Genomic DNA, 24,330 nt, shown 5'->3' on the forward strand with positions numbered 1-24,330 from the left:
TACCGCGCCAATAAGCGGTGATGCTGTGCGCCGGGTTGGCCGCTAGGAGGCGATCTCCTGGTAGGCGGCGAACAGCAACGATTCATCCGGTGCCGTCATGATTGCTGGGCTGCCAATACGTTCAAGCACCACGAATCGCAGCATCGCCCCGCGAGCCTTTTTATCGCGCGCCATTACGGCCAGCAATTGTTGCCAGCGACCCAGCGGATAGCTCGTGGGCAGTCCGAGCAATTCCAGGATGCGGGTGTGCCGGTCGGCGTCAGCGTCACTGAGCCGCCCCGAAAGCCGGGCAAGTTCGGCGGCAAACCGCATCCCCACTGCCACGGCAGCGCCGTGGCGCCACTGGTAGCGCTCGGTGTGCTCGATCGCGTGACCGAGCGTGTGCCCGTAGTTGAGCATCTCGCGCCCACCCTGCTCGGTGAGGTCGGCCGCAGTCACCTGCAGCTTGTAGGCGATAGCGAGTTCGAGGATGCGGCGGAACTGGTCGGTGGTGGGATCGGTGGCGCGTTCGGGGTCGGCCTCGATGAGGTCGAGAATTTCGGGTTCGTGGATAAAACCGATTTTGACGGCCTCAGTGAATCCGGTCACCAGTTCATTGCGCGGCAGTGACTCGAGCACGTCCAGATCGCACACCACCCCAGCAGGGAGGTGGAAAGCTCCCACGAGGTTTTTGCCCTCTTCGGTGTTGATACCGGTTTTTCCGCCAACTGCGGCATCGGCCATGGCGAGCACAGTGGTGGGCACGTGCACGACCTTCACCCCACGCAACCATGATGCGGCCACCCAGCCGCCCAGATCGGTGGCGGCACCGCCCCCGAGCGAAATGATCGCATCCGAGCGAGTGAAATCACTTTTGCCGAGAATGCCCCACAAAAACTGCGCCACCTCGACGCGCTTACCGGGTTCTGCATCCGGCACCTCAGCGATCAGCACCCGACGATAGTGTGAGCCGAGCAGTCGGTGGAGATCCTCTGCAATATTGCGCAGGGTTGGCTGGTGCACAATCAACAGTTGTTCGACGCGGTCGCCGAGAAGCTCTGGCAGCAGTTCGTCGAGCCGCGTAATGAGTCCGCGGCCAATCAGTACCGGGCCGTGGTCACCCACGCTTAGCCGGGTTACATTCGTCACCGCTGATCGCTCTCTTTCTGTGTCTTGGCCGCGCCACTGCCGCTCGCGGGTGGTTGTGGGATGGGTTTCGGCAGCAGTGGTGAATTGATGCGTTTGAGATAGCGGCGCACCTCGTTGACCACCTGCCACATCGGTCGAAAACTCGTGTCGATGGTGATGTCGGCGAGGCGATCATAGATGGGTTTGCGCGCCTCATACGTCGCGATCCAACTGTCGATACCTTTAAGCAGCGGCCGATTCTTTTTACCGCTGATGCGCTCCTCGATTGCCGCGGGCTTTGCCACCAGCTGCACCACGACGTGATCGCCGTGCTCCAGCTCGGCCTGGGTGTCGGGGTCGAGGATCGCGCCGCCGCCGAGCGATACGACGTCGTAGTCGCGAATCGCGGCGAGCACGATTTCGCGCTCGATGCGACGAAACTCAGCCTCGCCGGCGCGCGGAATGAACTCGTGAATCGCCCCGTGCTCGCGAGCAAACAGCTTGTCGGTGTCGGCATAGCTGGCACGCAGGCGCTGGGCGACCCGCTTGCCGGCTCGCGATTTTCCTGCCGCCGGCGGCCCGATGAACACCAGGCTCATACGCGCCACTCGCTGAGTGAGTCGCCCATGGGCGAATCGTCCACCTCGGTGGCCACTGCCGCGGGGTCGATGATTTCTGGGTCGGTTGCCACCGCCTGCGGCATTGCTTCGAGATAGTTCGCCAGGTTTCGCTGCACCTCGGTAAGCGAGTCGCCACCAAATTTTTCGAGCACCGCGTCCGCGAGCACGAGCGCCACCATGGCCTCGGCCACAACGCCGGATGCCGGCACCGCGCACACGTCCGAACGCTGGTGATGTGCCGTGGCATTCGCGCCGGTGGCAATATCGACGGTGTGCAGCGCCCGCGGCACGGTCGCGATCGGTTTCATGGCGGTGCGCACCCGCAGCACGGTGCCGGTGGTCATCCCGCCCTCGATACCGCCGGCGCGGTCGGATGCGCGATGAATCTTGCCGTCGACACCGTACAGTTCATCGTGTGCATGGCTGCCGAGTCGGCGTGCGGTGGTGAACCCGTCACCGACCTCCACGCCCTTGATGGCCTGAATGCTCATGAGGGCACCGGCAAGCCGCGAATCGAGGCGGCGATCCCAGTGCACATATGAGCCGAGCCCCGGCGGCAAACCGTACACGAGCACTTCGGTGACACCGCCAATGGTGTCTCCCGAGTGGCGGGTGTCGTCAATCGCGGCCACCATGCGTTTACTCGTTTCAGCATCGAAGCAGCGCACCGGGTCGGCATCAATTTCGGCCACATCGGCGGCGGTCGGCCAGGTTGCGGTTTCGGGCACCTCGACCGTGCCGATGGCCACGGTGTGGCTCACTGTGGTGATGCCAAGCTCGGCCAAAAACCGCTTGGCCACGGCGCCCAGGGCTACGCGCGCCGCGGTTTCGCGGGCGCTGGCACGCTCGAGCGCCGGGCGTGACTCGCTAAACCCGTATTTTTGCATCCCGATGAGGTCGGCGTGACCTGGGCGGGGACGGGTGAGCGGGGTGCCGCGGCCGGTGTTGAACACTTCGGGGTCGGTGACCGGTTCGGGCGACATGACCTGCTGCCATTTGGGCCACTCGGTGTTTTGAATGCGAATACCCAGCGGCGAGGCGATCGTGTAACCGTGCCGCACACCCGACGAGAGGGTGAGCTCATCCTGTTCAAATTTCATCCGCCCGCCGCGACCGTAGCCGAGTTTGCGACGCGCCAGATCAACGCGAACGTCCTCGAGCGAAATGGGGATGCCTGCGGGCAGTCCCTCAAGGATTGCGAGCAATTCGGGGCCGTGTGATTCCCCGGCAGTGAGCCAACGAAGCATTGGCCTAGTCTCTCATGGATTTCTCAGCTGGCTGAGTTGTCGAGCGCCACACGCATCTCTTGCACGATCGCCGACTCGTTCGGCAGCGGTTCGTCAATCGCGCGGCCTGAGAACAACCGCACCTGCACCACCGCCTGCTGCAACAGCATCTCGGTGCCCGGAATCACCCGACCCGCCCACACTTTTGCAAGCTCCGTCGGCCACGGGTCGTATGCGGCCGACAGCAGCGGCGCATCGGTTACTCGCAGGTCTGGACGCACCGGGCAGCCGCCGGGAATGGTATCGATCACCGCGGCGGCATCGTCGGGCTGCCAGGATGCAAGATCTGCCGCACGCAGCTGCACGCCGGCAAGCTTCGTACCGAGTTCGGCAGCGAGCTCGGCCGCGGCATCGGGCCGGCGCGCGAACACCCGTACCTGTTGCGCGCCCATCTGGGCTGCCGCAGCGACGGCCGAAACCGCTGTGCCGCCGGCGCCGAGCACATCCACATGCCCACCGGCAGGGTCGAGCCCACCGAATGCCGCAACGATGCCGGCCACATCGGTGTTCGCGGCATGTGCCGGCGCCGCCGGGTCGAGCGTCTCAAAAACGAGCGTATTGGCGGCACCGGTGAGTTCAGCGAGCGGGTCGGCCGTTTGCGCAAATGCGAGGGCCTCAGCCTTGAGCGGTGCCGTCACCGAAACTCCGCGCCAGCCCTGACCGCGGTTTTCAAGCTGTTCGCGTAGGGCGCCAGCCGGTATTTGCCAGCGCCAATATTCCCAGTCGACACCGAGCTGGCGATAGGCCGCCAGCTGCAGCTGCGGCGATTTTGAGTGCGCGATCGGGTCACCCAGCACTGCCAGCCGCGCAGCTCCCCGACCGCGCGGAGGTTCACTCGTTACCGCGCCGGTGGGAACCTCGGGAAATACTGTTGCGCACATCGTGATCTCCTGCGTCAGCTGCCAGGTGCTACTCGTAGTCGGGGTGGTCTTCCATCCACTCCAGCCACTTCTCAACCGCCTGTTCGTGCTCTTCAAGCGTATTCGAGAACACGGTCTCACCGGTTTCGAGGTTCACGGTCACAAAATAGAGCCACTCGCCGTCGGCGGGATGCACCGCAGCTTCGATCGCCCGGTCGCCCGGATTCGAGATCGGTGCTGGGATCATTCCCTTGTGCACATAGGTGTTGTAGGGGTTGCTCTCGTCCGCGCGCTCATCATCGGTCGTCGCTGCGCGGTGCGTCTGTTCGGTCCAGTAGGTGACCGTCGCATCCGATTGCAGCGGCATATCGATTTCGAGACGGTTGTAGAACACCCGCGCCACCTTCGGGAAGTCTTCGTCGATCCGGGCCTCGCGCTCAACCAGCGATGCCATCAACACGATCTGCCAGCGGTCTTCTTCCGCAACACCCTGTTCATCAAGCGCCTGGAAGCTGCGATCGACCATGGTCTGCAAAATCTCTTGCCCGCTCACATCTGGCGCAAAGGTGTAGGTGGCCGGAAAGAGAAATCCCTCGAGCGATTTTGCCTCTTCGGGAAGGCCGAACTCCTGCGGTTTAGCGGCGAGCTTTTTGAGTTCGTCCATGGGGACGCCATAGGTTTCTTGCACCAGTTCAAAAACGACCGTCTCGCGTGTGCCCTCGGGGATGGTGAGGGTGTTTTCGATGCGGTTGTCTTCGTCGAGCAGGGCAACGAGCGCTTCCGCCGAGCTCATCTCTTCCTGCAGCCGGTAGGTACCGGGCTGAAACTGCGGTTCTTCGGGGCGCGCCAGCACGGCATCAATGAAGGCGCCCGAAGTGCGCACCACGCCCTGTTGTTCGAGTCGATTGGCAATATCGGTGCCGGTGTCCCCGGGAAGAACCGTGAACTCCACCTCGGTGCCGTTACCCGAACCCTCATAGTCGGCCGACTCATTGTTCAGGATGCTCATAATCCGGTCTCCGGCGACGTTCCATACCAGCACACCGGCACCCACCACCATCCCGATAATGAGCCCGATGACCACCAGGTTCACCACGATTCGGCGACGACGGCCCGGGGCGGGTGCGCGACGCTCGTTTTTGTGCGCACCCACTGCATCCTCGCCAAAAATTTGCGCGAATGCGTCGTCAGCCGACGCGCCCTGTGAAGGTGCGTCGGTGTCGGCTGGCCTGCCAATGTCTGCTTGAGTGTCAGCGCTCGCCAGCGTGTCGGGCTGGGTAGGAGTGTCGGGCTGGGTTGGTGAGTCGGCCGCGGTGGCCGGCTCAGCTGGTTCCCGTGACGCTGCAGCTTGAGCGTCGGGTGTGGTCTCAGCGGTTTCTGCTTGCGTCACCAGTGGCTCAGCAGTGAAGGGTTGCTGCAGCGGCTGCTGTGGCGGTGTCGGCTGATCCTGCGCAGCTAACTGCGTCGGCTGTGCCCGCTGCTCTGCTCGCTGGGCCCGCTGTTCGGCGCTCTGCTGCTGTGCTTGCTCGGCCTCAGCTTCTCGCCGACGCCGCTCCAGCTCGGCGATTTCCCGCGTGCGCTCTGCCGCACGCAGTTCACGCCTAGATTTTGGTTGCTGTTCGTCAGTCAAGTTTGTCCTCGTCGTCGACTTCAATCTCGCGACCAGCGGGTTTGCCGCTGGCACGCTCCTGGTCGAGCGCTTGTTGCAACAGTATTACCGCCGCTGCCTGGTCAATCACCGACCGCGACCGAGATGCGCTGCGTCCGGCCGCCTGAAACTGCCGGGCCGCCGACACTGTCGTGAGTCGTTCATCAATCAGCCGCACCGGCAACCCGGTGCCGGTTGCAATTTCGCGCGCCACCCGAACCGCGTCCTCGGTCGACGGGGTCGACTCACCGCGCAAGTTCAGGGGGTAGCCAACATAGAGTTCCCCCGCGTTGTATTCCGCCACCAGCTGCGCGATGCGGTCCACATGCCCGGTTCCTTCAGTGTCGCGAGTCACTGTTTCGAGCGGCGTCGCCAGCAGGCCGTCGGGGTCACTGCGCGCGACACCGATTCTGGCCTTGCCGACATCAATGCCGAAGCGAACAACGCGTCGCATCTACAGTGCCGCAACCTCGTCACGGAGGCGGTCAAGCGCGGCCGGAATCTGGCTCACATCCTGCCCGCCGCCCTGGGCGACATCCGGTTTGCCACCGCCGCCACCGCCGAGCACACCGGCAGCAACCTTGACGAGGGCACCGGCCTTGGCGCCGGCATCCCGTGCTGCTTCAGTGGTAGCCACCACGACCGATGGCTTACCGGCAGCCTCACCAATAAGTGCGATCACTGCCGCACGCGAGCCCATCCGCTGGCGCAAATCGAGCACCAGACCGCGCACATCATCGGCCGACCGCACCGAGCCTAGAGCGGCTACGACCAGCTCAACCTTGCCAACGGTCTGGGCTGAAGCAAGCAGCTCGGGAATCCGTTGACTCAGCTGTGCCGACTCGAGTTCAGCAATGCGTTTTTCGGCACGCTTGAGTTGTTCGACCAGTTCGTGCACGCGATCAGAGAGCTGCTCGCGACGCACCTTCAAACCGCCGGTAAGCTCACGCACGATTGCACGCTCGGTGGCAAACTCACTGAACGCATCCCGGCCCACCAGCGCCTCGACGCGGCGGTTTTGGGCGCCAACACTCGATTCACCAATCAGGTTAATGATGCCGATTTCGGCCGAGGTTGCCACGTGGGTGCCCGCGCACAGCTCACGCGACCAGGGGCCACCGATATCAACCATGCGCACCGTCGAACCATATTTCTCGCCAAACAGGGCGCGGGCGCCGAGCGCTTTGGCCTCGTCAAGCGGCAGCTCACGTGTAACCACTTCAAGGTTCTGGCGAATCGCGTTGTTGGCAATATCCTCGAGTTCGCTGCGGGTTTCGGCCGAGAGCGGCTGCGACCAGCTGAAGTCGAGTCGCATATAGCCCGACTTGTTGTACGAACCCGACTGGTGTGCGTCGGGGCCGAGCGTGTCGCGCAACGCGGCGTGAATCAGGTGCGTCGCCGAGTGTGCCTCCGAGGCAGCACGGCGGTACTGCGCATCCACCACGGTTTCAACGCGATCGCCCACCGCAATCTCACCCTCGGTGATGTCGACCGTGTGCGAGATCAGTCCCGGCACCGGCTTTTGCACGTCAACAACGGTCGATTCGAAACCACCGCTGGGCTTCACAATCCAGCCCTGGTCAGAGTCTTGGCCACCCGACTCGGCGTAGAGCGTGGTTTCGGCGAGGATGATTTCGGCGTGATCGCCGACGCGTGCGACCGGCACGCTCGCACCGTTAACGATGAGGCCGAGTACCTCCGACTCGCCCCGCAGCTCGTCATAGCCAACAAAAACCGTCTCGCCCGCTGCCCGTAGGTCGCTGTACACGCTGAGATCGGCCAGCTGCGAGCGGCGCGATTTCGCATCCGCTTTGGCACGCGCGCGCTGCTGGCTCATGAGCTCATCGAATTTGTCACGGTTGACATTGAGCCCCGCCTCGGCGGCCATTTCGAGCGTGAGATCGATCGGGAAGCCGAACGTGTCGTGCAGTTTGAACGCGGTGTCACCAGAAATGATGGTGGTGCCCGATTCGCGCGCACTATCGACGGCCTGCTCAAAGATGGTTGTACCCTGCGCGAGCGTGCGCAGGAAGGTTTCTTCTTCGGCGATGGCAATGCGAGAAATCCGGTCAAAGTCACGTTCGACCTCGGGGTAGGCGTCACGCATTGCGCGCATCGAAGTGCTGAACAATTCGGGGAAGGTTGCTTTTTCGACCCCGAGCAATCGCATATTGCGCACCACGCGGCGCAGCAGTCGGCGCAAAATATAACCGCGCCCCTCGTTGGAAGGTTGTACCCCGTCACCGATGAGCATCAGCGCCGAACGCACGTGGTCGGCGACCACACGCATCCGCACATCATCCTCGGCATCATCACCGTAGGCCTTGCCCGACAGTTCGGCAGCTTTGTCGAGCACCGGGCGCACCTGGTCGGTCTCGTACATATTGTCGACGCCCTGCTTGAGGAAGGCGATACGTTCGAGGCCAATGCCGGTGTCGATGTTTTTATTGGGCAGGTCGCCGAGAATTTCAAACGTGCCATCACCGAGGTCGGCACCGCGCTCATACTGCATGAACACGAGGTTCCAGATTTCGACATAGCGGTCGTCGTCGGTTGCCGGTCCTCCGTCAACACCGTATGCGGGGCCGCGGTCGAAAAAAATCTCGCTGTCAGGGCCGGCAGGGCCACCCGGTTTACCCGCCGACCAGTAGTTCGTGTCGGCGCCGAGACGCTGAATGCGCTCGGCCGGAATATCGCTGAGCTCGAGCCAGTAGTTGTAGGCCTCGTCGTCCTTTTCGTAGACGGTGACCCAGAGGTCCTTCGGGTCAAAACCGAGCCCGCCCTCTGCCTCGGGGGTTGTCAGCAGCGTGTAGGCAAAATCGATGGCCTCGCGCTTGAAATAGTCACCGAACGAGAAATTACCGCCCATCTGGAAGAAGGTGCCGTGACGCGGGGTCTTACCCACCTCTTCGATGTCGTTGGTGCGGATGCATTTTTGCACACTCGTCGCGCGCGGGAATGGGGCCGGCACCATCCCAGTGAGGTAGGGAATGAACGGCACCATTCCGGCGATGGTAAACATCACGGTCGGGTCATCCGAGACGAGGGATGCTGACGGCACGACGGTGTGACCGCGGTCAGCGAAAAACTTGAGATAGCGGTCTTTGATTTCAGCGGTCTTCATGTTCTGCGATTCGGTTGGCGAGCGGGCTGCTCGAGCGTGATTGGGTTGAGGGATGCGTTCGGGCTATTCGCCCTGCTGATCAATAGCGGCGTAGATTGCTTCGGTGCGCGCCCGGTAGCCGTCTTTGACCGCACCGGTGAACTCGTCAACAAATTCGTTCACGGATGCAAAGAACGCGCGGCCGCGCTCGGTTGAGTTGACCAGGTGGGCGGCGACAAAACCGATGGCAATACCACCGGCTACCAGTGCAGTGTTACGCAGAAACGAGCGCATGGGTGTTCTCCTCAATTAGGCAGATGCGACAGCAGCTTGAAGGGGTGAAATCGGGGTTAGTGTTTCTTACGGCGGCCGCGGGGGCGCAACGTTTTAAAACCAGCGCGGGCGGCGGCTGAAAAACCGGCAAGTTTGATGAGCGGGCCGCCGACTGTGGCAGCGGTGAGTGCCACCATCGAGTTCACATTGCTTGTGGTTTCGTGCACATCACTGGTGATCGCATCAACCTTGGCCAGCTGCCGGTTTGCTTCGGTGGCGCTGACATGCAGCTCGGTGAGGGTTGGCAGCAGTTCGTCGGTGGAAGTGCGCACCGAACGACGTAGCTCGGTGAATACACCCGCCAGTTTGAGGATGGGCACCGCCAGCAGCAGCACCAGCACTGCAAAAGCGCCTGCGGCAATAAGCCCGGCAATATCGCCTACGGTCATAAAGTGTTCTCCTCGGTGTCTGGGTGGCACTGCCTGATTGTGCCGGAAATAGCACGGGGCGGGCTGTCAAATGACAGCCCGCCCTCGATCTTAGCGAGCGACTTGGCTCGCCTGGTGCCGTTTAGCGCGAGTAGTGCTCAACAACCATCTGCACATCGCAGACGATCGGCACTTCTTCACGCTTGGGCTTGCGCTCGAGGCGAGCCTGCAGCTTGTCAAGCTCAACCGACAGGTAGCCAGGAACTGCGGGCAGCACCTCGGCGTGTCCGCCGGCGGCGGCGACCTGGAACATTTCCAGCTCCTCCGAGCGCGGCTTCACGTGGATGAGCTGACCGGGGGTCACGCGGAACGACGGGCGGTCAACGATCTTGCCGTCAACCAGGATGTGACGGTGCACAACCATCTGCCGAGCCTGTGCGGTGGTGCGAGCAAAGCCGGCGCGCAGCACGAGCGCGTCGAGGCGCATTTCGAGCAGCTCGATCAGGTTTTCACCCGACATACCGCCCATGCGGCGGGCCTGCTCGAAGGTGTTGCGCAGCTGCTTCTCACGCAGACCGTACTGGGCGCGCAGACGCTGCTTCTCACGCAGCCGAACGGCGTAGTCACCCTCGGTGCGGCGACGGGTGCGACCGTGCTGACCGGGTGCGTAGGGGCGGCGCTCCATGAGACGAGCGGCCTTGGGAGTGAGTGCCACGCCAAGGGCGCGCGACATCTTTACCTTTGCGCGGGTACGCGACTTCTTCGACACGAAGTGTCTTCCTTTCGTTGTTGCGTTGGCGCGCGTGAGCGCGCAGAACAATTGCTTCTCCGCCCCTCCCTTTGGAATTCGGGGCGTCAAACGCAAGATGCCCGCAGCCATACGGCAGCCGTTTCACATATAGCGCGAACTCAGCAACTCTAGCACCTTCTGCATCCGTTTGCCCAATCCATCCCCTTCCAGCACGTGAACTGGCCGCCTGCATCGCAGGCCGAGCAGCGTGCAACTGACCAGCCCTAACCGCCGCGAGTGATGCGCCGCAGTTTTGCCAGCCGATCGCTGAGCTCGCGTTCATAGCCGTGATCGGTGGGCGAATAGTATTCCCGCCCCACCAGCGGATCTGGTAGGTACTGCTGCGCCAGCACACCAAATTCAGTGTCGTGCGGATACCGGTAGCCTTTGCCGTGCCCCAGCGCCTTCGCACCCGGGTAGTGTGCATCGCGCAGATGCGGCGGCACTCGCCCGATACCGCCACGCTTTACCTCGGCGATCGCCGCATCAATTGCCAAATATGCGGCGTTCGATTTCGGTGCGGTCGCGAGGTATACCGTCGCTTCAGCCAGTGGGATGCGCCCCTCGGGCATCCCGATTAGCTGCACAGTGGCCGCAGCCGCTTCGGCTACCACCAGACCCTGAGGGTCGGCAAGCCCAATGTCTTCGGCAGCAAGAATCATCAGCCGGCGCGCTATAAACCGCGGATCTTCACCCGCCACGATCATCCGCGCCAAATAGTGCAGCGCCGCATCCGGATCAGACCCGCGCACCGACTTAATAAACGCGCTGATCACGTCATAGTGCTCATCGCCGTTTTGGTCATAACGCAGCAGCGCCTGGTCGGAGGCTGACTCAACATCGGCATCGCTCAATTCACTGTGCCCCTGCGCCCGCGCCGTCTCAGCCGCCGCCTCGAGTGTTGTCAACGCCCGGCGCGCATCCCCCGAAGCCAATCGGATGATCGCCGATCGGGCCGACTCGCTGATGGTGAGATCCCCGCCGAGCCCCTGCGGTGCGGCAACGGCTCGATCAATGAGCTCACCAAGATCGTCGTCATCGAGGCTGCGCAGCGTCAGCAATAGTGACCGGCTCAAAAGCGGCGCAATCACCGAAAATGATGGGTTTTCGGTGGTTGCAGCCACGAGCGTCACCCACCCCTGCTCAACTCCCGGCAGCAGCGCATCCTGCTGGGCCTTGGTGAATCGATGGATCTCATCAAGGAAGAGCACCGTGCCCTCACAGTAAAAATCACGATGCCGCATCGCCTCGTCCATCACCGTGCGCACATCCTTCACGCCGGCCGAAATTGCCGAAAGCTGCACGAATCGGCGACTGCCGGTGCTGGCCAGCGCCTGGGCGATCGTGGTTTTACCGGTTCCGGGTGGCCCCCACAAAATTACCGAGGTTCCAGCCGCCTCAGCGGCGCTGGCATCAGCGAGCCGGCGTAGCGGCGATCCCGAACGCAGCAGATGCCGCTGCCCCACCACCTCATCAAGCGAGCGCGGCCGCATCCGAGCCGCCAGCGGGGCCGCATTCCCGCCGCCACCAGCGAGTGAAAAGCCCGGAGTGTCCTGCGTAGTCATCACCTGCCATGGTAGGCCCCGCAACACAACCGGTCGGTTATGGCCCCTTTTAGCTCGGCAAATGTAGACTCGCCGGCGGATTACCGTGTGCTTTTGGGCGCACAGGATGCGGAGGAAAATTGAGCGAACCAGCCAAGCAGCGCGCAACGGGTCGGCACCAGCGCGAGCAGGAAGCCCGCCAGGTGGTCGAAGATATCCAGCTCGACCGCAAGCGCCGCGACGGACGTATCGGACTGGGGCTGCTTATCGCAGCTGTCGTGCTCGCGGTTGCCGCGCAATGGCTGTTTACCGCGTTGAAGCCCACCGACCCCGCCATCGTCGGCGCCCCCGACCCCGCGCTCGCCGAAAACCGCACCTGGACTGGCACGCTGACCCTCAACCACGATGTCACCCTCGAGATCGAAATCACCGGTGACACTGCACCCCAGGCGGCTGCTAATTTCATTGCCCTCAGCCAGTCACACTTCTACGACAACACCCCCTGTCACCGGCTCACCACCGAGGGAATTTACGTGCTGCAGTGTGGTGACCCCACCGGCACCGGAAGCGGCGGCCCCGGCTACCAGTTCGGCCCCCTCGAAAATGTGCCCGAGGATGGCATCTACCGCACCGGCACAATTGCGATGGCCCGTGCCCAGGCACCCGATTCAATGGGCAGCCAGTTTTTTATCGTGTATGAAGACTCTCCCCTGCCTGCCCCCGGTTACACGGTGTTTGGCCGAGTGACCGGCGGTATGGATCAGCTGCAAACCAAGATCATTGACAGCGGCGTCGAGCAGGGAGTCGCATCCCCGACCGACGGTCCCCCGGCCCAGCCGGTGACCATCACCGGTATCGAATTGCAGTAGCCCCGACGCTGGTTGCGGGCCGCGCCGTATCAAACGTCAACAACGATTCGAGATTGCCCGCAGTAACCGTTCGCCGAAATCATCTAACATGCGGTGGATACGCCCGTGCGAAGTGTTTCGCACGCCACCGACGAGCGTCAGCTCGACGAGCAACTGAGGAATACGTCATGTCCGAACTCCCCCAGCACCCTTTCGGCCGCGTTGAAGCCGACGGCACTGTCTATGTCACCGATGGTGGTGAAGAACGCCAGGTGGGCCAATATCCCGACGGGACCCCGGAAGAAGCACTCGCCTACTTCACCCGGAAATACGATGATCTGGCCGGGCAACTGCAATTGCTTGAGCAGCGAGTGCGCTCCGGAGCCAACCCCGGTGACATCGTCAAGGGTGCAAAAGCCCTGCAGGAACAGCTGGTCGCTCCCAATGCTGTTGGCGACCTCGAGAGCCTGCGCACCCGCTTGAACGAGATCAGCGCCGACCTCGACAAGCTCAGCGAACAGCAGCACGAACAGCAGCAGCAAGAACTTGCCGAGGCTATTGCCCACCGCGAGTCGATCGTCGCTGAAATCGAACAGCTCGCCGCCCAGCCTCCGGCGAGCATCCAGTGGAAGCGCACCTCGGCGCAGGTTGATGAGCTGTTTGCCCGGTGGCAGCAGCACCAAAAGGAGGGTCCGCGCATCCCCAAGGGTGAGGCCAACGCGCTCTGGAAACGATTCCGAGCCGCCCGCACTCACCTCGACTCGGAGCGTCGCAAATTTTTTGCCGCCCTCGACGCCCAGCACAAGCAGGCTCGTGACGCGAAGCGCCGCATCATCGCCGAAGCTGAAGCCCTCGCACCCAAGGGCGCCGGCGGCATCCCCGAATACCGTCGCCTGCTTGACCAGTGGAAGTCGGTCGGCCGTGCCGGCCGTAAGCACGATGACGCGCTGTGGGCCGAATTCAAGGCCGCCGGTGATGTGCTCTTCGCAGCCAAGCACGAAATTGAGGCGCGCGACAACGCCGAGTTCTCCGCCAACCTCGAATCCAAGCTCGCACTGCTCAGTGAAGCCGAGCCCATTCTCGAGCTCACCGACCGCCACGAGGCCCGCAAGCGGCTCACTGCCGTCCAGACCAAGTGGGATGAAATTGGTCGCGTGCCACGAGACCGTTTCAAAGAGATCGAGGACCGACTGCGCAAGGTCGAACAGCACGTGCGCAAGCTCGATGACGACCACTGGGACCGCACCGACCCCGAAAAAGAGGCCCGCCAATCGGGTATGACCTCACAGCTGCAGGACGCGATCGCCAAGCTCGAACAAGAGCTTGAAGCGGCCAAGGCGAGCGGCAATGACCGCAAGATCAAGGAAGCTGAAGAAGCCCTCGAGGCGCGTCGCCAGTGGCTGCGCGCAATCGGCTAGTTTGTAGCCCCTAGCGACTCACCCGCCTGTGGAAAACCCGGGCGGGTGAGTCGTTTTTTGACCAGGATCATCCCATGATCGACCATTCCATTGCCGGCCCACACGTGCATCCCTCGCTGCGCGGGTTTTCGACTATCGAGCTAGAAAGTATGCGGCGTGACGGCGATATCCAACGTCACGGAATCGCCGGCTACGAATTTTATTTACCGATCGGTACGGTCCCCACCGCCGTCGACCGTGCGGCCAGCCTGCTGCCGCTGTGGCGGCCGGGACGCGTATTCATTGAGGCGACCGCTCGATGGATCGTCCGCGGCGGCACACCGCCCGAACAAATTGTGATTGCCCGCAACAGCACCCGCAGACTGCCGCCGGTAGAGCGGGTGCGCTGGCTCAACCGACGAATCCCCGTCAAAGATCGGCTGCAGGTCGGTGGGGTCGAGCTGTGGATGCCGAATGCTCCGCAACTCACCGATCGAAACTAGTTGTTGCGCACTCGGTAGACGTCGTAGATACCCTCGATGCGCCGCACCGCCGCCAACAGACGATCGAGATGCGTGGTGTCGCCCATCTGAAAAGTGAATTTCGATACCGCCACCCGCGACTTTGTCGTGTGAAGCGACGCCGAAAGAATATTCACGTGGTGCTCAGAAAGCACCTGGGTGATGTCGTTCAACAAACCCGCGCGGTCGAGCGCTTCCACCTGAATATTCACGAGGAAGAGCGCATCCGAATTGGGTGCCCACTCAACATCGATTTTGCGTGATTCTTCGAGCGTCGCCACATTATTGCAATCGGAACGATGCACCGAAACACCCTGGCCACGGGTCACAAAACCGACGATTTCATCCCCCGGCACGGGCGTGCAGCATTTCGCGACTTTCACGAGAATATCTGGTGCGCCACGCACCAAGACGCCCGATTCGCTGGTGATCCGTGGCCGCACACCAGTCTCGGGAACAATCTCCGATATCGACGTCGCAGTATCCGATTCGGTATGGAGTTCGGCCCGCAGCTTTTCGATGACATTGTGACTCGAAACATGATTGTCGCCGATCGCGGCGTAGAGCCCCGATACGTCCTGGTAGGTCAATCGCGAGGCAACCGTGGCAATTGCTTCCTGCACCATATCCTGTGACATTGGAATACCAGCGCGGCGCATCGCCTTTGCCAGCTGTTCGCGCCCCTGCTCGATGGCTTCGTCGCGACGCTCCTTCGAAAACCACTGCCGAATTTTATTCCGTGCCCGCGGCGAGGCCACAAACTTCAGCCAGTCTTGTTTCGGGCCCGCGTCTGGGTTTTTAGAGGTAAATATTTCGACGGTGTCACCATTCACGAGCCTGGTATCAAGCGGCACCAGGCGGGAATTCACCTTGGCCCCCATCGTGCGATGACCGACATCAGTGTGGATCGCATAGGCAAAATCCACCGGCGTGGCCTTTTGTGGCAGCCCGATGACCTTGCCTTGCGGCGTAAACACGTAGACGTCGTTACTGCCAATCTCGAAGCGCAGTGAGTCGAGAAACTCCTCTGAGTCGCTGGTTTCTTGCTGCCAATCATTAATGCGTTTCAGCCAGGCAAGATCACTGGTTTCGCGCGCAACGTTTTTACCGCCGGTCACCTGTTGCTTATACATCCAGTGCGCGGCCACACCGTATTCGGCCCGAAGATGCATTTCTTGGGTGCGGATTTGAATTTCTACCGGCTTACCATCCGGGCCGATCACCGTCGTGTGCAGCGATTGGTAGAGATTGAACTTCGGTGTCGCGATATAGTCCTTAAACCGGCCCGGCATCGGCGTCCAGCGCGCGTGAATTGCGCCCAGCGCGGCATAGCAATCGCGCACAGTATCAACGATGATGCGCAGCGCGACAAGGTCGTAGATCTCATCGAAATCATGTCCGCGTCGCACCATTTTTTGGTAGATCGAATACAGCTCTTTCGGGCGCCCCACAATATCCCCGCGAATACGATTTTCACGAAGATCGGCACGCACCTGCGCCATCACCTTTGACAGGTATTTTTCGCGCCGTGGCTGTCGGTCTTCTACCAGCCGGCTGATTTCCTGATAGATCTTTGGATGCAGTACCGCAAACGAAAGATCTTCCAGCTCATTTTTCATGGTTTGAATACCCATGCGGTGCGCCAGCGGGGCATAGATTTCGAGCGTTTCGGTAGCTTTTTTCTTCGCTTTTTCAGGCGGCATGTATCGCCAGGTGCGCGCATTGTGCAGCCGGTCGGCGAGTTTGATCACCAGCACACGAATGTCTTTCGACATCGCAATAACCATTTTGCGCACGGTCTCGGCCTGGGCTGAATCGCCGTAGGTCACCTTGTCGAGTTTGGTGACACCATCAACCAGCATGGCGATCTCTTCACCGAATTCGTCGGTGAGCTGATCGAGCGAATAATCGGTGTCTTCCACAGTGTCGTGCAGCAGGGCGGCAGCCACCGTCACCGCGCCCACACCGAGCTCAGCAAGAATATTGGCGACGGCGACCGGGTGGGTGATGTACGGTTCACCCGACTGTCGAAACTGGCCCTCGTGCTGACGCCGGGCCACCTGATAGGCACGGTACACCAGCGGAATGTCCGCTTTCGGGTCTTGCCGCCGGAGCGTGCGCACCAGCGGTTCAATCTCCTGATAGGCGACCGGTTTGCTGAATATGCGCGCTACCAGGCCACGCCGTGAATTCGCTCCCGCGTCCGACACGTGCCCTCCTTTAACTGAGCGAGCTGTGGAACGCAATTCCGATTGCGGTGACCGCTCGCGTAGCGGACTATTCTACGCTCGCCACAGCCGACTCAACCGCCTTGTCGTGCTCGCGCACCTTGGCCTCGCCCATCCGCAACCGGGCATACAGCGGACCGGCCAAGAAAATCGTTGAGAGCGCGCCCACGATCATGCCGATGAACAGCGCCAGTGAAATATCGCGCAGGGTACCTGCACCCATCAGGAACGACCCGATAAACAAGATGCCCGCCACCGGTAGCAGCGCCACCACCGAGGTGTTAATTGAACGCACCAGGGTTTGGTTGATCGCGAGGTTCACTGAGTCAACGAATGTGCGACCACTCGTGCCATCCAGTGGCGAGGTGTTTTCGCGAATTTTGTCGAACACCACCACCGTGTCATAAAGCGAGTACCCGAGAATCGTCAGGAATCCGATCACTGCTGCCGGGGTGATCTCTACGCCGGTGAGGGTGTAAATTCCGGCGGTCACAACGAGGTCGTGCATGAGCGCGAGTATTGCCGCCAGCGACATCTTCCAGGTGCGGAAGTAGAACGCCATGAATGCCGAAGCGATCACCAAAAAAATGGCCACACCGATGAGCATCTGACGGGTGATATCGGCACCCCACGAGGGACCGATCGTTGAAACCGCGACATCGCTGGTTTCGACCTGGTAGGCCGCCGCCAGTTCGGCACGCACCTTCGAGTTGGCTTCGGACGAGAGTTGATCGGTTTGCACGCGCATCGAACCATCGCCAAGCTCCTGCACCCGGGCCGGAGTGTCAGACACTTTCGCAACCACGTCGGTGGCCAGTGTCTGATCGGTGGAGGCCGGGTGGGTGACCTGAAATTCCGAGCCACCGGTGAACTCGATACCGAGGTTGAATCCGCCGCGCACCAGGGGCACCAGCACCGAAAGCACAATCATGATTGCGGCAATGCTAAACGCGATACGGCGCTTGCCGATGAAGTTGATCGACCGCGCTCCGGTGTAGAGATCGTTACCGAATTGCTGGAAACTCACTACTTCTCCCCCGTCGTCGCGGCTGTGGTTTCGGAAGCGGCCTGCGCCTCCGCCGCCCGGCGTTCAGCCAGGGTCTGTCGGCGCTGTGCCTCACCGCTGGCGGCCTTATTACGTTTTGACAGCGCCTTCACGTCCTTACGGTCGCGCGGTGCGAATTCGCCGCGGCCGCGGTAGACGGCTCCCAGAGCTCGCGGATCGAGACCCGACATCGGATGACCACCACCGAAAAAGCGTGTGGATGCCAGCAATTGCATCAGCGGATGCGTGAACAGCGACACCACCAAAAGGTCGATGAGCGTGGTGATACCGAGCGTGATGGCGAAGCCGCGCACATTGCCCACAGCGACGACAAACAGCACGCCAGCAACCAGGAAGTTCACCGCATCCGAAGCGAGGATCGTGCGAATCGCGCGACTCCAGCCGTGTTCCACAGCGGCTGCGAGGGTACGCCCCTCGCGGATTTCATCCTTAATGCGCTCAAAATAAACGATGAACGAGTCGGCGGTGATGCCGATCGCGACGATCAAACCGGCCACACCGGCCAGCGAGAGCCGATACCCCTCTTGGCTCGACAGCAGCGTCACCACGAGGTAGGTCAAAACCGCCAATAGCGCCAGTGAGGCAACCGTGACAAACCCCAGGGCCCGGTACTGCACGAGCGAGTAGACCACCACCAGTGTCAACCCGATGGCGCCGGCAATCAGGCCGGCCTGCAGCTGCCAGCTACCGAGTGTTGCCGAAATTGTCTGGCTCGACTTGGTTTCAAAGCTGAACGGCAGTGCGCCGAACTTGAGCTGGTCAGCCAGCTCTTTTGCCGATGCTTCGGTGAACGAGCCGCTGATCTGCGACTTACCGTCGGTAATCACGGCCTCAGAAGTTGGCGCGGTGATCACTCGGTTATCCATTGTCACCGCAAAGCGACCGCGGTTGACGTCGACCTGTCCGGTTTCGGGATCGGGCTGAGTGAGATAACCGTTGAGCCGGCTGGTTACTTCGCGGAACTGTTTGGTGCCGGCGGCATCGAACTCGAGATTGACCACCCACTGACCGGTGGCAACACCCTGCGAGTTCGTTCCCATCCCGCTGGACGCATCACGAATTGAGGAGCCTTCGATTTCGACGGGGCCAAGCAAATATTTTTCGGTGCCGTCGGTGTTGCAGGTGACGAGCGGTTTTTTCGGGTCGGCAATCTGCGCCGACTTGGTCAGCTCAGCAGCACAGTCAAAGCCCGCAAATTCGATCAGTCGTTCACTGGTGATCTGCGACTTATCGCTGGCGTCGGTAGGTTCAGGCTCGGGCTCGGGCTTGTTGGGATCAACGCCGAGATCTTCCGGGCTGAGCGCCTGCACATTGGCGGCCTCGGTCGATAGCAGCACCGGACGGAACTCGAGCTTCGCGCTCGACTCGATGCGGCGGCGGGTTTCGTCGGTCATCTCACCGGGAACCGACACCACCACGTTGCGACCGCCCTGCGTGGTGATTTCAGCTTCGGAAACACCCGCGGCGTCAACTCGCTGGCGAATAATCGACACCGCCTGCGCCATCTGGTCTGCTGATGGTGCTGCCTGCCCCTCAGCAAGCTTGGCCTCCAGCACAACCTGCGTGCCGCCCTCGAGGTCGAGAGCGAGTTTCGGCGCCCAGCTGCCCTGTTGCCAGGTCACCGCCACCCAGTTCAGGGTGGTCAGCGCGACCACAATGAGGGTCAACCAGATAAGCGAATTACGTGCTGCTCGGGTGGCAGCCGATGTCCGATTTTTCCCAGCCACGCGCAGCTAAGCCTTCGGCTGTTCGTTATTAGTGTCGTCGTCGCTGTCAATGTCCGACGCATCGGCCTCGTCTGCAAGCGGATTAGCCGGTGCATCCGTCGCGTCGGTGCGAGGCGCTGCATCATCGGCAATAGCGGTGTCATCGGTCAGCGAGCTGGCGTCGTCGGGTACGACCACATCGGGGCTGACAACGTTGACGATAGTTGCCGAGTGCACCCTGAGGTTGGTGCCGGGCGTGGTCTCAATGATGGCGGTGTTGAGATCGTGGTCGATTTCAATCACGGTGCCGTAGATACCGCTCTGGGTCATCACCTCAACACCCGGTGCCAGCTGGGCACGCAGCTGCTGCTGCCGTTCCTGGTTCTTCTTGTTCGAGCGCCACATGAACACCATCATGAGCACGAGGAGAATGAGGGGCAGAAAAAGCATAATGTCCAAAATAGGCTCCCAGGTTTGGCTGAGTCGGTCAGGTTTTATTACTCAGTGCTATTGCTCAGTACGGCAAACGAACCGATTATAGGTCAGGCATCTGGACGCCGAGATGCTCATAGGCGGCGGGGGTGGCAATTCTGCCCCGCTGTGTGCGCGCAATCAGACCGGTACGCACAAGGAACGGCTCGACCACCGATTCGACCGTATCGGCTTCTTCACCCACCGTTACGGCCAGGGTGCGCACCCCCACCGGGCCACCGCCGAAACGCTGGATGAGCGCCCGCAACACTTCTCGGTCGAGTCGATCAAGGCCCCGCGCATCCACATCGTAGAGCTCAAGCGCCGCGCGCGCCGCAGCCACATCCACGTCGGTGTTGTGCACGAGTGCCCAGTCGCGGACGCGCCGAAAAAGCCGGTTTGCGATACGCGGGGTGCCGCGCGAGCGGCGACCAATTTCCGCGAGTGAGTCGGGAGCCGCATCCACGGCAAGTAAATTCGCGGTGCGGTGCAGCACCCGCTCGAGCTCAGCATCATCGTAAAACTCAAGATGCGCGGTAAAACCGAATCGGTCACGTAGCGGCGCAGGCAGCAGCCCGGCGCGGGTGGTGGCACCGACGACCGTAAACCGCGGCAGCTCGAGCGGCACCGATTGGGCACCGGCGCCCTTACCCACCATGATGTCGATACGAAAATCTTCCATGGCGAGATACAGCATCTCTTCGGCGGTGCGCGCCATCCGGTGAATCTCGTCGATGAACAGCACTTCGCCTTCAACCATGCTCGAAAGCACCGCGGCAAGGTCTCCCGCGTTCTGCAGGGCCGGCCCCGAGGTGAGGCGCAGCGCGTTGCCGGTTTCTTCGGCAACAATCATCGCCAGTGTGGTCTTACCAAGCCCGGGCGGGCCGGCGAGCAGGATGTGGTCGGGTGCCCGGCCGTCGAGTTTCGCGGCACGCAGCAGCAGATCGAGCTGCGTGCGCACTTTTTGCTGCCCGACAAATTCGTCGAGGGTGCGCGGCCGAAGCGATGATTCAAACTCGAGCTCGGCAGCCGACTGGAGTTCTTCCGGCAGCATCCGGTCGTAGTCGTCAGCAGCCATTACCGCCGACCTCCCAATTCTTGCAGTGCGGCGCGCAGCAACGACTGCACATCGCGAGCATCATCGGCATCGCGCTCGAGCACCGCCGCTACCGCAGCTGCCGCCTGTTTTTGCTGGGTGCCGAGGGCCACCAGCGCCTCGATCACATCGTCGGCGACCACGCTCGTGGCCGGGCTTGTGACCGCTTCGGTGGCTGCCGGCTGAGCTGCCGCGAGTTTGCCTTTCAGCTGCAGCAGGATGAGTTTGGCGGTTTTTGGGCCCACGCCGGGCACGGTTTTGAAGGCGCGCTCGTTGTCGTTGGCGACGGCTTCGGCAAGTTCGGCCGGTGTCAGCTGCCCGAGCACCGCCATCGCCGATTTGGGGCCCACTCCAGATACCGAGGTGAGCAGGCCAAACACTTCGCGCTCGGATACATTTCTGAACCCGTACAGCAGCAGGGCGTCATCACGCACCACAAGCTCGGTGACGATAGTTGTGTGCTCGCCGGTGCGCAATTGTAGGGCGTGTGCGGCGGTGATGAGCACGCGATAGCCGACGCCCTGCACATCGAGGACGGCCGAGGCGGCGCCGATTTGAACGATAGAACCGGAAAGCTGGGCAATCACGACGCTAGCCTAGGCGGCGCCGCGGACGTTTGGCAGCTGCCTCGGCGGCGAGCCACGCTTCCTGGGCCGGGGTGCTGGCGCGCTGTACGGCAGCGTCGACCGATCCGTGGTTGCGCGATTGTGGCGCAATTTTTGCAATCGGCGATTGGTAGGCGGCGCAGATGGCAAGTGCCAGCGCGTCGGCCGCATCCGCCGGTTTGGGTGCGGATTTAAGCCGCAGGATGCGCCGCACCATCTCCTGCACCTGGGCCTTGTCGGCGCGGCCATAACCGCTCACCGCAGCTTTTACCTCGCTCGGTGTGCGCAATTCGGTGGCGATGTCTCGAGCGGCGGCCTCACGCAGCACGATTCCGGTGATCTGGGCCACGCCCATCACGGTGTTGAGGTTGCGGGTTTCGGCAAAAACACGCTCGATTGAGACGGTGTCGGGCTGGTATTTGTCGAGCAGTGTCTCGACCGCATCCCCGATCACCTGCAAGCGTTTAGCCAGGTCACTATCAACATCGGTACGCACCACATCCACGTGCACCAACTCACAGCGCCGCGCTGCAGCGACATCAATGACACCGACCCCGCACCTGGTGAGGCCGGGGTCGATGCCGAGGATTCTGCGTGTCATCTCGACGCAATTATTCGTCTTCTGCGTCGAGCTGTGCCTGCACGTCTTCGGGAATTTCCATATTCGTGAACACGTTTTGCACGTCGTCGAGGTCTTCTACCGAGTCGATAACGCCGATGACCTTCTTGGCGGTTTCAAGGTCGACAGGCACGGTGACATTTGCCACGAATTCAGCATCCGCCGACTCGTAGTCGATACCCGCCTCTTGCAGCGCGGTACGCACGGCCACCATGTCGCTGGCTTCGGTGCGCAGCTCAAAAGTCTCGCCGTGGTCAATAACCTCTTCGAGACCGGCTTCGAGACCGGCTTCAAGCAGCGAGTCTTCGTCGGGCTTACCGTCCTGCTTCGCGACGGCGATAACGCCCTTGCGCTCAAAATTGAACGACACCGAACCCGGGTCGGCCATGGTGCCACCCGCGCGGGTGACTGCCAGCCGGGTCTCGGCCGCGGCCCGGTTTTTGTTGTCGGTGAGGCATTCGATGAGCATGGCCACACCACCGGCCGCATAAGCCTCGTACATGATGCTGTCGTAGCTAATCGACTCGCCCGTGAGCCCCGCGCCACGCTTGACCGCGCGGTCAATATTGTCGTTGGGCACCGACATCTTTTTTGCCTTCTGGATGGCGTCGGCGAGCGTCGGGTTACCGGCTGGGTCGGGACCCCCCATCTTTGAAGCGACTTCGATGCCCTTAATCAGCTTCGCGAACGACTTGGCACGTTTGGCGTCAATAGCGGCCTTCTTGTGCTTGGTGGTCGCCCATTTGGAGTGTCCGGCCATATTCCTTCCGATCCGGTTGAGATTCGTAGAGTCAACGGTTCAGTTTACTGTGCGCTCACCATGAAGCTGCCGAGAACGCGACCGAGCCCGTCAAGATCTTCGAGCACGGCAAGCTCACGCACCGAGTGCATCGACAAAATCGGGATGCCCACATCCACCGTGCGAATACCGAAGCGGGTGGCAATAAACGGCCCCACTGTTGAACCGCACGGCATGGTGTTATTTGAAACGAACCACTGCACCTCAACTCCCGCGGCTTCCGAGCACTGGCGCCACAGCGCCTCCCCGGCGCCGTCGGTGACATAGCGCTGATCGGCGTTCACCTTGATGATCGGGCCGCGTCCGGCGATGGGACGCACCGCATCATCGTGGCGCTCGGGATAGTTGGGATGCACCGCGTGCCCAACATCGCTCGAAACCACCCAGCTGGCAGCGCGGGATACGCCGCGCTCATGTGCGGTGGCATCGGGCTGGATGCGTTCAAACAGTTCGCCAAGCAGCGGGCCGGCGGCTCCGGTGCGGGTGGACGAACCAACCTCTTCGTGATCGAATGCGGCGAGCACCGAAATACCGTCCGTGGGCTGGCTGTCGATGAGCGCGCGGGTGCCGGCCCACACGCTGGCGAGATTGTCCATCCGGCCGGATGCGATCAGCTCGCCACGGGTGCCAAGGCGCGCCGGTGCTTGCGAGTCGACAAAAAAGATGTCAAAGCCGCGGATGTCATCGACCGCAACACCTGCGCTCTTGGCCAGTAGCTGTAGCGGTTCGGTCCCCTCGGCCAGTCCGAGCACCGCGTGGGTGTGCTGCTGCTGGTCAAGTTTGAGCCCGTCGGCGTTCACACGCCGGTCGAGATGAATGGCAAGTTGCGGGATGCGCGCCACCGGTTCGGTTGTCACCAGCGTGGTGCTGCCATCAGTAAGCACCAGGCGGCCGGCAAGCCGAAGATCGCGGTCTAGCCACGAGTTCGTGAGCGGACCACCGTAAATTTCGGCGTTGAGCGAGCACCATCCCGCCCGCTCGGTGCTTGGTACGGGCTTGAGCCGGAATCCGGGTGAGTCGGTGTGTGCCACCACGACGCGGAAGGGGGTGGTGTTTGCCACCTGTTCGGGGGTGCGCCACGCGATCACCGCACCATCCCGTACGACAACGCGACCGTTTGGTGCCGCACCGGCCCAATCGTCAGTGTCACCGAGCCGGGTAAAGCCAGCCGCTTCGAGCCGCGCCGCAACGCTTTCGGCAGCGTGGTACGAGGTGGGTGAGGCGACAACAAGATCCGAAAAATCCGAAAAAACTTCCTGGTGTGACAGCTCAGACATACCCGTCACTCTAGCGCCGCCCGCCGCGAGAACCGTGT

The 24,330-nt window shown here is 61.9% G+C and carries 23 protein-coding genes; 3 read left to right on the forward strand and 20 right to left on the reverse strand.

From position 1 onward, the window contains the following. Positions 1-42: 42 nt before the first annotated feature. The 11 genes from aroB to PV375_RS08775 form a co-directional block, all read right to left on the reverse strand. On the reverse strand, positions 43-1,128 hold the full coding sequence (aroB, locus tag PV375_RS08725; protein WP_332106966.1) for a 3-dehydroquinate synthase: 1,086 nt from the start codon (positions 1,126-1,128) through the stop codon (positions 43-45). Then, complete coding sequence (locus tag PV375_RS08730; RefSeq protein ID WP_332107107.1) at positions 1,125-1,706, reverse strand: shikimate kinase; 582 nt, start codon at positions 1,704-1,706, stop codon at positions 1,125-1,127. Before PV375_RS08730 ends, aroB begins: the two co-directional genes overlap by 4 nt. Beyond that, the gene (gene aroC, locus PV375_RS08735; RefSeq protein ID WP_332106967.1) at positions 1,703-2,974 is read right to left on the reverse strand and encodes a chorismate synthase; all 1,272 of its coding nucleotides are present in this window, start codon (positions 2,972-2,974) and stop codon (positions 1,703-1,705) included. Before aroC ends, PV375_RS08730 begins: the two co-directional genes overlap by 4 nt. Before the next feature lie 23 nt (positions 2,975-2,997). Then, the gene (locus PV375_RS08740; protein ID WP_332106968.1) at positions 2,998-3,894 is read right to left on the reverse strand and encodes a shikimate dehydrogenase family protein; all 897 of its coding nucleotides are present in this window, start codon (positions 3,892-3,894) and stop codon (positions 2,998-3,000) included. Positions 3,895-3,922: 28 nt separating this feature from the next. Next, on the reverse strand, positions 3,923-5,503 hold the full coding sequence (gene mltG, locus PV375_RS08745; RefSeq protein WP_332106969.1) for an endolytic transglycosylase MltG: 1,581 nt from the start codon (positions 5,501-5,503) through the stop codon (positions 3,923-3,925). Next, positions 5,496-5,975, reverse strand: a complete 480-nt coding sequence (gene ruvX, locus PV375_RS08750) for a Holliday junction resolvase RuvX (protein WP_332106970.1) — start codon at positions 5,973-5,975, stop codon at positions 5,496-5,498. The genes mltG and ruvX overlap by 8 nt, the downstream gene beginning before the upstream one ends. Then, positions 5,976-8,645, reverse strand: a complete 2,670-nt coding sequence (alaS, locus tag PV375_RS08755) for an alanine--tRNA ligase (protein WP_332106971.1) — start codon at positions 8,643-8,645, stop codon at positions 5,976-5,978. Between the two features lie 63 nt (positions 8,646-8,708). Continuing rightward, positions 8,709-8,918 (reverse strand): Na+ dependent nucleoside transporter N-terminal domain-containing protein, encoded by a 210-nt coding sequence (locus tag PV375_RS08760; RefSeq protein ID WP_201516901.1) that lies wholly within the window; start codon positions 8,916-8,918, stop codon positions 8,709-8,711. 56 nt (positions 8,919-8,974) lie between these two features. Further along, positions 8,975-9,346 (reverse strand): DUF948 domain-containing protein, encoded by a 372-nt coding sequence (locus PV375_RS08765; RefSeq protein WP_201516900.1) that lies wholly within the window; start codon positions 9,344-9,346, stop codon positions 8,975-8,977. 121 nt (positions 9,347-9,467) lie between these two features. Next, positions 9,468-10,094, reverse strand: a complete 627-nt coding sequence (gene rpsD / locus PV375_RS08770) for a 30S ribosomal protein S4 (protein WP_201516899.1) — start codon at positions 10,092-10,094, stop codon at positions 9,468-9,470. Positions 10,095-10,339: 245 nt separating this feature from the next. Further along, the gene (locus tag PV375_RS08775; RefSeq protein ID WP_332106972.1) at positions 10,340-11,680 is read right to left on the reverse strand and encodes a replication-associated recombination protein A; all 1,341 of its coding nucleotides are present in this window, start codon (positions 11,678-11,680) and stop codon (positions 10,340-10,342) included. A 119-nt stretch (positions 11,681-11,799) separates the two neighbouring features. Between PV375_RS08775 and PV375_RS08780 the strand changes: the two genes are divergently transcribed. The 3 genes from PV375_RS08780 (at position 11,800) to PV375_RS08790 (ending at position 14,407) form a co-directional block, all read left to right on the forward strand. Continuing rightward, positions 11,800-12,528 (forward strand): peptidylprolyl isomerase, encoded by a 729-nt coding sequence (locus PV375_RS08780; protein ID WP_332106973.1) that lies wholly within the window; start codon positions 11,800-11,802, stop codon positions 12,526-12,528. Between the two features lie 167 nt (positions 12,529-12,695). Further along, positions 12,696-13,925: a DUF349 domain-containing protein gene (locus PV375_RS08785; protein WP_332106974.1), complete on the forward strand. Its 1,230-nt coding sequence runs from the start codon at positions 12,696-12,698 to the stop codon at positions 13,923-13,925. A 74-nt stretch (positions 13,926-13,999) separates the two neighbouring features. After that, positions 14,000-14,407, forward strand: a complete 408-nt coding sequence (locus PV375_RS08790) for a hypothetical protein (RefSeq protein ID WP_332106975.1) — start codon at positions 14,000-14,002, stop codon at positions 14,405-14,407. Here the strand turns inward: PV375_RS08790 and PV375_RS08795 are convergent. From PV375_RS08795 to PV375_RS08835, 9 genes are all read right to left on the reverse strand, one after another. Next, complete coding sequence (locus tag PV375_RS08795; RefSeq protein WP_332106976.1) at positions 14,404-16,635, reverse strand: RelA/SpoT family protein; 2,232 nt, start codon at positions 16,633-16,635, stop codon at positions 14,404-14,406. The genes PV375_RS08790 and PV375_RS08795 overlap by 4 nt on opposite strands. Positions 16,636-16,702: 67 nt before the next feature. Continuing rightward, positions 16,703-17,680: a protein translocase subunit SecF gene (gene secF / locus PV375_RS08800; protein ID WP_332106977.1), complete on the reverse strand. Its 978-nt coding sequence runs from the start codon at positions 17,678-17,680 to the stop codon at positions 16,703-16,705. Then, the gene (gene secD / locus PV375_RS08805; RefSeq protein WP_332106978.1) at positions 17,680-19,446 is read right to left on the reverse strand and encodes a protein translocase subunit SecD; all 1,767 of its coding nucleotides are present in this window, start codon (positions 19,444-19,446) and stop codon (positions 17,680-17,682) included. The genes secF and secD overlap by 1 nt, the downstream gene beginning before the upstream one ends. 6 nt (positions 19,447-19,452) lie before the next feature. Further along, entirely contained in the window at positions 19,453-19,875 is a 423-nt protein-coding gene (yajC, locus tag PV375_RS08810; protein ID WP_332106979.1) for a preprotein translocase subunit YajC, read from the reverse strand. Positions 19,876-19,960: 85 nt separating this feature from the next. Continuing rightward, on the reverse strand, positions 19,961-20,974 hold the full coding sequence (gene ruvB, locus PV375_RS08815) for a Holliday junction branch migration DNA helicase RuvB (protein ID WP_230976003.1): 1,014 nt from the start codon (positions 20,972-20,974) through the stop codon (positions 19,961-19,963). After that, positions 20,974-21,579, reverse strand: a complete 606-nt coding sequence (ruvA, locus tag PV375_RS08820) for a Holliday junction branch migration protein RuvA (protein WP_332106980.1) — start codon at positions 21,577-21,579, stop codon at positions 20,974-20,976. The genes ruvB and ruvA overlap by 1 nt, the downstream gene beginning before the upstream one ends. 4 nt (positions 21,580-21,583) lie before the next feature. Continuing rightward, positions 21,584-22,198 carry a crossover junction endodeoxyribonuclease RuvC gene (gene ruvC, locus PV375_RS08825; protein ID WP_332106981.1) on the reverse strand — a complete coding sequence of 205 codons (615 nt, stop codon included), beginning with the start codon at positions 22,196-22,198 and terminating at the stop codon, positions 21,584-21,586. A 10-nt stretch (positions 22,199-22,208) separates the two neighbouring features. Then, positions 22,209-22,976, reverse strand: a complete 768-nt coding sequence (locus PV375_RS08830) for a YebC/PmpR family DNA-binding transcriptional regulator (protein WP_201516889.1) — start codon at positions 22,974-22,976, stop codon at positions 22,209-22,211. Between the two features lie 44 nt (positions 22,977-23,020). After that, positions 23,021-24,292: a M18 family aminopeptidase gene (locus tag PV375_RS08835; RefSeq protein ID WP_332106982.1), complete on the reverse strand. Its 1,272-nt coding sequence runs from the start codon at positions 24,290-24,292 to the stop codon at positions 23,021-23,023. Positions 24,293-24,330: the final 38 nt, after the last annotated feature.

The organism is Gulosibacter sp. GYB002 (assembly GCF_036577665.1).
In the GTDB taxonomy this organism is placed as follows: domain Bacteria; phylum Actinomycetota; class Actinomycetes; order Actinomycetales; family Microbacteriaceae; genus Gulosibacter; species Gulosibacter hominis.

Coding starts and splice junctions, on each gene's coding strand:
- PV375_RS08730 (WP_332107107.1), bottom strand. CDS start 1,706: ATGAGCCTGGTGTTCATCGGGCCGCCGGCGGCAGGAAAATCGCGAGCC.
- yajC (WP_332106979.1), bottom strand. CDS start 19,875: ATGCTTTTTCTGCCCCTCATTCTCCTCGTGCTCATGATGGTGTTCATG.
- ruvB (WP_230976003.1), bottom strand. CDS start 20,974: ATGGCTGCTGACGACTACGACCGGATGCTGCCGGAAGAACTCCAGTCG.
- PV375_RS08740 (WP_332106968.1), bottom strand. CDS start 3,894: ATGTGCGCAACAGTATTTCCCGAGGTTCCCACCGGCGCGGTAACGAGT.
- alaS (WP_332106971.1), bottom strand. CDS start 8,645: ATGAAGACCGCTGAAATCAAAGACCGCTATCTCAAGTTTTTCGCTGAC.
- PV375_RS08830 (WP_201516889.1), bottom strand. CDS start 22,976: ATGGCCGGACACTCCAAATGGGCGACCACCAAGCACAAGAAGGCCGCT.
- ruvC (WP_332106981.1), bottom strand. CDS start 22,198: ATGACACGCAGAATCCTCGGCATCGACCCCGGCCTCACCAGGTGCGGG.
- PV375_RS08790 (WP_332106975.1), top strand. CDS start 14,000: ATGATCGACCATTCCATTGCCGGCCCACACGTGCATCCCTCGCTGCGC.
- PV375_RS08760 (WP_201516901.1), bottom strand. CDS start 8,918: ATGCGCTCGTTTCTGCGTAACACTGCACTGGTAGCCGGTGGTATTGCC.
- PV375_RS08775 (WP_332106972.1), bottom strand. CDS start 11,680: ATGACTACGCAGGACACTCCGGGCTTTTCACTCGCTGGTGGCGGCGGG.
- ruvX (WP_332106970.1), bottom strand. CDS start 5,975: ATGCGACGCGTTGTTCGCTTCGGCATTGATGTCGGCAAGGCCAGAATC.
- PV375_RS08765 (WP_201516900.1), bottom strand. CDS start 9,346: ATGACCGTAGGCGATATTGCCGGGCTTATTGCCGCAGGCGCTTTTGCA.
- PV375_RS08835 (WP_332106982.1), bottom strand. CDS start 24,292: ATGTCTGAGCTGTCACACCAGGAAGTTTTTTCGGATTTTTCGGATCTT.
- PV375_RS08785 (WP_332106974.1), top strand. CDS start 12,696: ATGTCCGAACTCCCCCAGCACCCTTTCGGCCGCGTTGAAGCCGACGGC.
- aroC (WP_332106967.1), bottom strand. CDS start 2,974: ATGCTTCGTTGGCTCACTGCCGGGGAATCACACGGCCCCGAATTGCTC.